The 9,185-nt window shown below is 71.4% G+C and carries 9 protein-coding genes; 2 read left to right on the plus strand and 7 right to left on the minus strand.

The annotated features are described in order from the left end of the window. Window positions 1-87 precede the first annotated feature (87 nt). A complete protein-coding gene (locus G6030_RS01810) occupies window positions 88-801 on the minus strand; it encodes a phosphonatase-like hydrolase (protein ID WP_182642008.1) in 714 nt (237 codons plus the stop codon). Between the two features lie 188 nt (window positions 802-989). Here G6030_RS01810 and G6030_RS01815 point away from each other — a divergent pair, with 188 nt between their 5' ends. Further along, window positions 990-2,168, plus strand: a complete 1,179-nt coding sequence (locus tag G6030_RS01815) for a TIGR03364 family FAD-dependent oxidoreductase (RefSeq protein WP_182642009.1) — start codon at window positions 990-992, stop codon at window positions 2,166-2,168. 33 nt (window positions 2,169-2,201) lie between these two features. Here the strand turns inward: G6030_RS01815 and phnE are convergent, their stop codons facing one another. The 6 genes from phnE to G6030_RS01845 form a co-directional block, all read right to left on the minus strand. After that, window positions 2,202-3,905: a phosphonate ABC transporter, permease protein PhnE gene (phnE, locus tag G6030_RS01820; protein ID WP_182642010.1), complete on the minus strand. Its 1,704-nt coding sequence runs from the start codon at window positions 3,903-3,905 to the stop codon at window positions 2,202-2,204. Window positions 3,906-3,924: 19 nt separating this feature from the next. Then, complete coding sequence (gene phnC / locus G6030_RS01825) at window positions 3,925-4,749, minus strand: phosphonate ABC transporter ATP-binding protein (protein ID WP_182642011.1); 825 nt, start codon at window positions 4,747-4,749, stop codon at window positions 3,925-3,927. Between the two features lie 71 nt (window positions 4,750-4,820). Then, window positions 4,821-5,768 carry a phosphate/phosphite/phosphonate ABC transporter substrate-binding protein gene (locus G6030_RS01830; protein ID WP_182642012.1) on the minus strand — a complete coding sequence of 316 codons (948 nt, stop codon included), beginning with the start codon at window positions 5,766-5,768 and terminating at the stop codon, window positions 4,821-4,823. A 236-nt stretch (window positions 5,769-6,004) separates the two neighbouring features. After that, window positions 6,005-6,880 (minus strand): crotonase/enoyl-CoA hydratase family protein, encoded by an 876-nt coding sequence (locus tag G6030_RS01835; protein ID WP_182642013.1) that lies wholly within the window; start codon window positions 6,878-6,880, stop codon window positions 6,005-6,007. A 56-nt stretch (window positions 6,881-6,936) separates the two neighbouring features. Then, window positions 6,937-7,143 (minus strand): PspC domain-containing protein, encoded by a 207-nt coding sequence (locus G6030_RS01840; RefSeq protein ID WP_182642014.1) that lies wholly within the window; start codon window positions 7,141-7,143, stop codon window positions 6,937-6,939. Between the two features lie 170 nt (window positions 7,144-7,313). Then, the gene (locus G6030_RS01845) at window positions 7,314-8,216 is read right to left on the minus strand and encodes an SDR family oxidoreductase (protein ID WP_182642015.1); all 903 of its coding nucleotides are present in this window, start codon (window positions 8,214-8,216) and stop codon (window positions 7,314-7,316) included. A 38-nt stretch (window positions 8,217-8,254) separates the two neighbouring features. Between G6030_RS01845 and G6030_RS01850 the strand changes: the two genes are divergently transcribed. Beyond that, window positions 8,255-9,185, plus strand: a 931-nt coding sequence (locus tag G6030_RS01850) for an AMP-binding protein (protein WP_182642016.1), incomplete at its 3' end; no start/stop codon positions are given.

The raw sequence follows: 9,185 nt of genomic DNA on the forward strand, positions 1-9,185 counted from the left end.
CGAGCGTGGGAAACGGGACGCTCCGGGTCTCGAAGTCCGCCCCTCCGGTCCAGACGAACGCTGTCGCCGATCGGACCGCCGCCGCGCTCACGCGGACGCCGCGGCCGGAGCGTCCCGGGTGGCAAGGAGCTCGTCCGGGAAATCGCAGATCGACTCGAGCACGACCTCCACGGGAGTGTTCTCGAAGCCCTCTCGCCCGAGCGCGCCCGTGAGCACCCCCACCGCGAGGACGCCCGCGTTGACCGCCGCACGCACGTCGGCGCCGGTGTCACCCACAGCGGCGACGGCGGAGACGTCGTGGGTGCCGGTGAGCTCCATGGACCGGTGGATCAGATACGGCGCCGGACGCCCCTCGGCGACGACGTCCGCGCACACGACCGCGTCGACGGTGGCCGCCGGATCATTCAGCCCCACCGTCCAGCCGAGGCCCGCCAGGAGTGACTCCGTGACAGGCGTCGTGAACCCGGTGGTGAGGGCGACTCTCACCCCGGCCGATCGGACGCGACGGAAGAAGTCCTCGACACCCGGGATCGGCGCCGGGGGATTCTCGCGGTACGTCCTCGCGAGCTCCTCCGAGAACCGCTCGAAGGCGGAGTTGACGCGCGCCTCCGAGGCGTCGGCCCCGCCCAGCTCGAGCAGGTTCCGGATGGCCCAACGCTTCTCGATCCCGGTCCACTCCCCCAGGACCTCGTCCGAGATCTCCGCCCCGAACTCGGTCACCACATCGTGCAGCACGCGGTAGACGAGGTTGCCCTCGTTCACCGTCGTACCGGCGACGTCGCAGGACAGCAGTGTGATCATGATTTCTCCGGAGGGTCGTGGGCGGGCCGGGGCGCGAGTGTGCGACCGCGGGTGGTGGGCCCACCGTAGGTCCACCCGCCCGCGCCGCGACGACAACCAGAGGTCATCTCCATTTCGCTTCGGTGAACAGTCGGCCAGGTCATCGCACGACCCGGCGGAGGTCCGCCGCCGGTTGACAGGATCGGGACATGACGGACACTCCTCGCGCCTCCAACACCGCCACCGCCACTGCCACCGCCACCGCCGGCCTCCCCCGCCATACCGACATCCTCGTCGTGGGCGCGGGGATCCTGGGGATCGCGCACGCCGTGGAGGCCGCCCGGTCGGGGATGACGGTCAGGGTGCTCGAACGCGACGCCCGCGCCGTGGGGGCCTCCGTCCGCAACTTCGGCCACGCCTGCGTCTCCGCGCAGCCCGATGAGTTGCTCGCGACCGCGCTGGACTCCCGTGAAGGCTGGCTCGCGGCGGCGTCGGAGGCCGGGATCTGGGCGCGGGAGGCCGGCGCGGTCGTCGTGGCCCGCACCCCTGCGGAGCTCGGTCTGCTCGAGGAGTTCCGGGACCAGCGCGGAACCGAACTCGTGGAGCTGCTCGACGCCGCCGGGACCGCCGCGCGGATCGGGCAGCCCGCGGCGGACGCGGGGATCATCGGTGGCGCCTTCCTCCCCGCCGATCTGCGGGTCGACCCGCGGACCGCCGTCGGTGGCCTCACCCGATCCCTTATCTCCCGGGCGGGGGTCGAGGTGTTGTTCCGTACCGCCGTCGGCCGGATCGGCGACGGCGAGGTCGCCACCGCCCGCGGCACCTTCACCGCCGACCACGTCGTCGTGTGCACCGGTCACGACCTCGACCAGCTCCTCCCCGACCTCGCCGACACGCACCGGGTCAGACGCTGCGCGTTGAACATGGCCAGCGCGGATGCCGTCCCGGGTCTCCGCACCGAGTCGGCGCTACTCACGGGGTTCTCCATGGTGCGGTACGGGGGCTTCAGCGCGCTCCCGTCCGGGCCCGCCGTCGCCGCCGAGCTGGCCGAACGCCGTCCGGACCTCACGGGGATCGACGCCAACATCATGCTCACCACACGCCCGGACGGCACCGTGCTCCTGGGCGACAGCCACCACCGGGATCTCACCGTCGACCCGTTCCTCGACGAGGACGTGACGCGCCTCCTGCTGGACGAACTCGCCTCGATCGTGAGCCCGTCCGGCTTCCGGGTCCGCCAGCGGTGGCAGGGCGTCTACGCCTCGAGTCCCGACACCGACCTCCTCGTGGAGCGGGTCCACCCGCGGACCACGGTCGCGGTGGTGACGACCGGGATCGGGATGACCATGTCCTTCGGCGTCGCCCGCCGGGTGCTCCGGGATCTGTGAGGTCGCACGCTCACCGTCCCGGTCGGCGCTCCCTCAGCGCACGCTCGAGCGCACCCACACCGACAACGCCTCCACCGCCAGCACCACACCGAGTATCAGGAGGATGATCGTTGTGACGACATCGAACTGCACGACCCGCGAGGCGTTGAGGAGATAGAAGCCGATCCCGCCGGCGCCCACCACGCCGAGCAGTGTGGCCGAGCGGATGTTGGTGTCGAGCAGGTACATGACGTGGGCGACGAAGGACGGGGCCGCCTGCCGGATCGTGGCGGAGAAGAAGACCTGGACTCGGGTCGCCCCTCCGGCGCGCAGCGCCTCCTGCACACGGACGTCGGTCTCCTCGAGGGAGTCCGCGACGAGCTTGGACAACAGCCCGACCGCCCCGATCGCGAGGGCGAGGGTCCCCGCGACGGCGCCGAGCCCGGTGATGACCACGAAGACGATGGCGATGATGAGCTCGGGGATCCCGCGGACGAACACGATGAACACCCGCGCGGAGGTGTGGACGGCGGGGTTCGGGACCACGTTCCGGGCGGCGAGGACGCCGACGGGTACCGCGATCACGGCGCCGAGCAGTGTCGCCGACAGCGCGATCTGAACGGTGACCAGGAGCTGTCCGAGGAGCTCGGGGAGGATGTCGCCGGTCGAGGGCGGCCAGAACAACCCCGCTGTCCGCGGCAGGTCGACGATCCCGGCCCAGAACCGGTCGGCGGACAGGTCCGCACCCGCGACCGAGGCGGCGAGGATCACCACGACCGCCCCGATGGACAGGAACCGGCGGATCCGGTCGGCGGTCCACGGCGGGGTGATCCCGACCTCGCGGGGATCACGCCGCGACCCGCCACCGCGCGAGTCCTGAGACCGGCTCCGACCGGCCCGTGGGGTTCCGCTCCCGCGCATGAGCGCCCGTCGCACCGCCCCGGAGAGGAGCTCGGTCGCGATGCACAGGATCAGGACCACGAGCGCCAGCGCCATCCCGCGCTGGTAGTTCAGGGTGCGCAGCGCATCGGCGATCGCGAGCCCGATACCGCCGACACCGACATATCCCAGGAGCACGGAGGTCCGCAGGTTGATGTCGAACCGGTGGAGGGCGGTGGCGATGAGCTGGGGCATGAGCGCGGGGATCACCGTCGCGAACACCACCTGCCGGCGCGTCGCCCCGGCCGCCTGCGCTGCGTCGACGGGGCCCCGATCGAGCTCCTCGATCGCATCAGCGTAGAGCTTGCCGATCATGCCCACGGAGTGCAGTCCCATGGCGAGGATGCCGGGAAGCGCGCCGAGACCGAACAGCCGGAAGAACAGGATCGCCAGGACGAGGTCCGGCACCGCCCGGCACAGGACGATGACCGACCGCGCGGTGCCGCGCCGCCCTCGGCCACGCCCCGTCAGGGACGCGGCGGCCAGTGCCACCGGAATCGACAGCGCCACCGCGAGAGCGGTGGCCAGCACCACGATCGCCAGGGTCTCGGCGAGGAGCAGCGCCAGTTCGCCCGCCGGTGGGAAGTCCAGCGGGAACATCCGCGAGAGGAAGTCGGCCGCGTTGGAGACCGAGTCGAGGATCGAGGCCACGTTGATCCGCAGGTCGATCGTCGACCATATGGACGCGGCGAGCAGGCCGGTGAGGAACAGCCACACCGCGATCCCGTTCAGGGACGGGCGGGGGCGGGCCGGGACCGACGGGCGGGGCCCGGCGGGCAGAGCCCGGCCACGGTCCGGAGCGTCGAGTGAAGTCGTCATACGTGTCACCGGGCGCCCGTCACACCGACGCCGGACGCGCGAGGCGCACGCTCGACAGATCGGCGGCGGAGACCTGCTCGTAGATCATCAGGGCCTCACTGGCGTCGATCTGGGCCGCGCGCCGATCCATGACGACCTGCCCCGTGCGGAGTCCGACGATCCGGTCCGCGAAGGAGAGTGCCAGTTCGACCTGGTGGAGCGAGCAGATCACCGTGAGGTCCTCCTCGCGCGCGATGCGGGCGATCAGATCGATGACCTGCCCCGCGGAGCGGGGGTCCAGCGACGCCACCGGCTCGTCGGCCAGGAGGATCCTCGGCTTCTGGATAAGGGCACGCGCGATGGCCACGCGCTGCTGCTGCCCGCCGGACAACGTGTCCGCGCGCTGGTGGGCGCGGTCGGCCAGCCCGACCCGATCGAGTTGCTCGAGCGCGTCGCGTCGGACCTGCCGCGGGTAGCTCATGAGCGACAACCGCGGACCCCGGAGCGATCCCAGGCGGCCCGTGCAGACGTTCTCCAGCACCGACATGGCGCCCACCAGATTGAAATCCTGGAAGATGAAGCCGATGTCCCGTCGCGCGGCCCGCAGCTGCCGAGCGGTCGCCGTCTCCATGCTCCGGCCCAGGACCGTCACCTGCCCGCTGGTCGGCTGCTGGAGACCGTTGATGTGTCGCAGCAGCGTCGACTTGCCCGAGCCGGACAGGCCGAGCAGAACCGTGACCTCACCGGTCCGGAACTCCAGGGAGACGTTGTCCAGCCCGAGAACGTCGGGGCTGAACCTGCGGCTCACCGAGGTGAGCACGACGCTCGCGTCGGTCCCTGAACCGGCGGGGTCACGATCTGACATGGGGGTACCTTCCACTACTAGGGGTGTTGCTCGGAGGCGTCGCTCGCGGGGACACACGGTCCCGGGCAGGTTCAGCCCTGGCAGGCTTCCGCCTTGGTCACGTCGCAGATGTCGCGGATCGGGTCGTAGTCGGAGTCGTCGACCGGCAGGTAGCCCCACTCGATCTCCTCGGGCAGCTCGCAGTCCGACTCGGACTCGCAGATCCCCGCCGTCACGAGCGCCGGCTTGTTGGCCATCGTGCGCAGCGCCTCGTCGATCGTCGCCACCGTCTCCGGGTCGACGGTCTCGGTGTTCACGGCGATCGGATCCTCCGGGATCTTCTCCGACTCCCAGATCGACTTCAGGCCGGCCTGGATCTGGCCTTCGCTCTCCAGGGTGTTGAGCATCGTGTCGTGAGCGAACGCGACATCGCACTGCCCCGACTCCAGAGCGAGCAGTGAGGCGTCGTGGCCACCGGCCATGATCGGGGTGATGTCCGCGGCGGGGTCCAGACCCACGTCGAGCAGGCCCTTGGTCGGGACGAGGTATCCCGACGTCGAGGCGGGATCCACGAAGCAGACCTTTCGGTCCTTCGCGCCGGCCAGGTCGCTGATGTCCGAGTCCTCCCGGACATAGGCCAGCGAGGTGTAGGCGGGGGCCACGTCGGGGTCGCTGGTCGGGGCCGCGAGCGGATCGAGGGACACACCGGAGTCTCGGGCGATCACGTAGGAGAACGGGCCGTACGACGCGATGTCGATCTTCCCCGCTCGCTGCCCCTCGATCACAGCCGCGTAGTCGGTCGCGTTCTGGAACTCGACGGTCTTACCCGTCTCCTGCTCGATCAGCGCGACGATGTTGGCGAAATCCGAGCTCAGCGAGGCGGACGCCTCCGCCGGCACGGCCGCGAACGTGAGCACGTCGGAGTCGCCGGAGGTGGCCGCCGTCGACTCGGCGGACTCCCCGCACGCGCTGACCGCCGACACCGCCAGGAGCGCGGCGGCCGCCGCCGCCGATCGGACGATGGTGGACTTGCTGTTCATGGTGATCCTCCCGGACACGGTCGTGGCCGTTTTCCCGGCCGCGGTCGAGTCAATAACGCGAGGGACACCGGGCTCGGTCCGGAAGGTGAACTGGAGGGGAAATCTGGTGTAGGTCGAGGCGAGGTTGGCGGATGAGCGGGCCCGCCGTCGGGCACGCCGCCGCCTACGCCGCTATGCCACGGCCACGCCGGCCGGGCCCCGACCGGCCCCGCGGTACCGGGGCCGGCCCCGACCGGTCAGCGGCCGGTGAACTCGGCCTCGCGCTTCTCCAGCGTCGCGCTGATCGCCTCCATCATGTCGGCGGAGGCCAGGAAGCCGGCGTTCCACGTGGCCACGTAGCGGTTGGACTCGTAGATCGGCCCCTCGATCGCGCGATTGAGCACCTCGCGGGTGCCGCGCACCACGAGCGGCGGGTTGTTCGCGATCTCGGCGGCCGTGGCGTGTGCGGAGTCGAGGACCCCGGCGGCGTCGTCGGCGACGTGGGTGACCAGGCCGTACCGCAGCGCGGTCTCGGCGTCGATGTCGCGGCCGGTGAGTGCCAGCTCGCGGGTCAGACCCGAGCCGATGATGTAGGGCAGCCGCGCGAGGGAGCCCATGTCGGCGACGATGCCGACCTTGACCTCGCGCACCGAGTACGTCGAGTCCGCGGAACCGTGGCGGACGTCGCAGGCCGAGATGAGGTCGATCCCGCCTCCGATGCAGCGCCCCTGCACGGCCGCCACCGTCGGCGTCTTGGCGGACGCGACTGCGTCGACGGCCCGCCGCATGTTCTCCACGGAGTCGAGGATGCGCTCGTTGCGGGACGCGTCCGGCGCCTTGTCCTGCGGCAGGAACTCCATGAACTGCGGCATCATCGCCATCAGATCCAGGCCGTAGGTGAAGTTGCGGCCCTCGGCGGCGATGACAGCTGCGCGGACGTCGGGATCGGCGTCGAGCTCGGCCATGACCCGGGGCATCTCCGCCCAGAAGTCCGGGCCCATCGCGTTGTTGCGACCCGGGCCGATCAGGGTCACCTGGGCGACGTGCGGGTGCCGGGTGGCCTTCTCGACGCGGACGGACGCGTACTCACCGGCGGCGGACGAGGCGGTGGCTGAGGTGTCTGCGGTGCTCATGCGCTCAGCCTGCCAGAGGGACCCCCGCGGCGGGGCGGCCCCTCCGCCGTCCCCGGTCAGGCGCGGGAGTCGGGCATGACGAACCACAGGATCACGTAGATGAGCAGCTGCGGGCCCGGGAGCAGCAGCGAGGCCACGAACAGGACGCGCACCAACGCCGGGCCCAGGCCGAAGTAGTCGGCCAGGCCACCGCACACGCCACCGATCCAGCGGTCCTCGGATCGGGTCAGGCGCTTCGGCTGAGAGGCGGGTTCGTAGGTCATGGAGATCTCCTCGTCGTCGTCCTGTCCGGACGATCGGGGACGTGTTCCCCGGTGACCTCCACTGTCCTCCGCCCCGCCCCGCACCACATCGGGGAAAGACCCGGATTCGGACCCTGATCCCGCGCCTCGGGGTGGGGCGGCGCGGCCGGGGTGGGGCGGCGCGGCTCGCGTCAGGTGTGGAACTCGCCGCAGTCCACGGTGAGCGTCTGTCCGGTGACGGCCGACGCGGCGTCGGAGAGCAGGAACAGGACCGGGTCGACGATCTCCGCCTCGTCGGGCAGGCGACGCAGGTCCATCTTCTCCGCCGTGTGCGCGTAGACGTCCTCGACCGTGCCGCCGTACTTGGCGGCCAGACTCTCGAAATACGCCTTGAGGGTGTCCCCGTAGATGTAGCCCGGCGCGACGGTGTTGACGCGGATCCCGCGGGGCCCGAGCTCGGTGGCGAGCGAATGCCCCAGAGCGACCAGGGCGGTCTTGGCGATCTTGTAGCCGGCGTAGCGTTCGCGGGAGTGGTGGATGACGGCCGAGGCCATCATGACGACCGAGCTCGTGGCGGGGCGAGAGGCGGCACCGGGGCGAGAGGCGGCACCGCCGGTGGCGTGGGTGGCGTGGGTGGCGCCGGCGACGTGGGTGGCGTCATCGGCAGCGGCACCGGCCTCGAGGAGCGGGGTGAACTCCTGCGTCGCGCGCAGGGCGCCCAGGACGGACAGGTCGATCCCCGCGGAGATCTGAGCGTGGTCGGTGCGGACCAGCGGCTTCATGCTGGGCACCGCGAAGGCGCTGTACACGAGCCCGTGGACCGCGTCGGCGTGGCCCTCGACGGTCTCACGCAGGGCACGCACCGAGTCGGGGTCGGTGGCGTCGACGGGCGCGGCGATCGCCGTGCCGCCGGCGCGGCGCACGTCGTCATCCCGACGGACCGCGTCCGCGATGGCCTCCACCCGCGACGCCGTCCGCGCCGCGACCACCACCGACGCGCCCTGCGCCGCGGCGCGCAGAGCCAGCGTGTGACCGAAACCCGGACCCGCTCCCACGATCACGACGGTCCTGCCCTGAAGGCTCCCAGAAGTCATGCGCCTCACTTAACCAGCCCGGAGGTGACCGCGGCGGGATGTTCACCTCAGAGCGATACCATCCGCTGGTGGCCACCATCCCAGAGCAGTATCTGCGCAGCTCACACGCTGCGAACCCACGGACACTCCTCGACGTACTGGGGTCGGTGGTCGAACGGCACCCGGACGCCCCGTGCCTCGACGACGGCACCCGCGTCCTCACCTACGGCGAGGTGTGGCGGCAGATCCAGGTCTCGGCCGCGTGGATGCAGGACCAGGGCGTCGGCGCCGGTGACCGGGTCGGGATCCACATGCCCTCCGGCTCCGCCGAGCTGTACCTGGCGATCCTCAGCACCCTCGCCGCCGGCGCGGCCTACGTCCCCGTCGACGTGGACGACCCGGCCGAGCGGGCCGAGCTGGTCTTCGGCCAGGCGCGGGTCGCCGCCGTGTACACCGCCCGCGGCATGGCCGTCACCGACCCCGACCGCCCCGACGATCCCGCACGACACCGCCGACCGACCGTCGACGACGACTGCTGGATCATCTTCACCTCCGGGACCACCGGCCTGCCCAAGGGCGTGGCCGTCACGCACCGCAGCGCCGCCGCGTTCGTGGACGCCGAGTCACGGATCTTCCTGCGGGACGCGCCCCTCGGCCCGGGCGACCGCGTGCTCGCCGGCCTGTCCGTGGCCTTCGACGCCTCGTGCGAGGAGATGTGGCTGGCCTGGGCCCACGGGGCGTGCCTCGTGCCCGCGCCGCGCTCGATCGTCAAGTCCGGACTCGACCTGGGGCCGTGGCTGCGCGAGCGGCGGATCACCGTGATCTCCACGGTGCCGACGCTGGCCTCGATGTGGCCGGACTCCATGCTCACCGACGTCCGCCTGGTGATCCTGGGCGGCGAGGCGTGCCCACCGGAGCTCGCCGCGCGGCTCACCGCCGACGGCCGCGAGGTGTGGAACACCTACGGCCCCACCGAGGCCACCGTCGTGG

The sequence above is a fragment of the Dietzia sp. E1 genome (assembly GCF_014145015.1).
GTDB lineage: Bacteria > Actinomycetota > Actinomycetes > Mycobacteriales > Mycobacteriaceae > Dietzia > Dietzia cinnamea_A.

Excerpts from the sequence above, each read along its gene's own strand:
- G6030_RS01810 (WP_182642008.1), bottom strand. The coding sequence starts at position 801 with ATGATCACACTGCTGTCCTGCGACGTCGCCGGTACGACGGTGAACGAG.
- G6030_RS01815 (WP_182642009.1), top strand. The coding sequence starts at position 990 with ATGACGGACACTCCTCGCGCCTCCAACACCGCCACCGCCACTGCCACC.
- phnE (WP_182642010.1), bottom strand. The coding sequence starts at position 3,905 with ATGACGACTTCACTCGACGCTCCGGACCGTGGCCGGGCTCTGCCCGCC.
- phnC (WP_182642011.1), bottom strand. The coding sequence starts at position 4,749 with ATGTCAGATCGTGACCCCGCCGGTTCAGGGACCGACGCGAGCGTCGTG.
- G6030_RS01830 (WP_182642012.1), bottom strand. The coding sequence starts at position 5,768 with ATGAACAGCAAGTCCACCATCGTCCGATCGGCGGCGGCGGCCGCCGCG.
- G6030_RS01835 (WP_182642013.1), bottom strand. The coding sequence starts at position 6,880 with ATGAGCACCGCAGACACCTCAGCCACCGCCTCGTCCGCCGCCGGTGAG.
- G6030_RS01840 (WP_182642014.1), bottom strand. The coding sequence starts at position 7,143 with ATGACCTACGAACCCGCCTCTCAGCCGAAGCGCCTGACCCGATCCGAG.
- G6030_RS01845 (WP_182642015.1), bottom strand. The coding sequence starts at position 8,216 with ATGACTTCTGGGAGCCTTCAGGGCAGGACCGTCGTGATCGTGGGAGCG.